The 223-nt window shown below is 51.6% G+C and carries 1 rRNA gene; it reads left to right on the forward strand.

Features of this window, described 5'->3' with window-relative positions:
* Positions 1 to 38: 38 nt before the first annotated feature.
* Positions 39 to 223, forward strand: a 16S ribosomal RNA gene (locus E4K09_RS14200); the annotation flags it as partial.

A 223-nucleotide genomic window follows, 5' to 3' on the forward strand; every position in this document is an offset into this window, starting at 1 on the left:
AATTTGCGTAGTGACATAGTCGAGATCGAATTCTCTTTAAACGTGAGAGTTTGATCCTGGCTCAGAACGAACGCTGGCGGCAGGCTTAACACATGCAAGTCGAACGGGCCCTTCGGGGTCAGTGGCAGACGGGTGAGTAACGCGTGGGAACGTGCCCTTCAGTTCGGAATAACCCAGGGAAACTTGGGCTAATACCGGATACGTGCGAGAGCAGAAAGATTTA

It is taken from the genome of Microvirga pakistanensis (assembly GCF_004458765.1).
GTDB classification, from domain to species: domain Bacteria; phylum Pseudomonadota; class Alphaproteobacteria; order Rhizobiales; family Beijerinckiaceae; genus Microvirga; species Microvirga pakistanensis.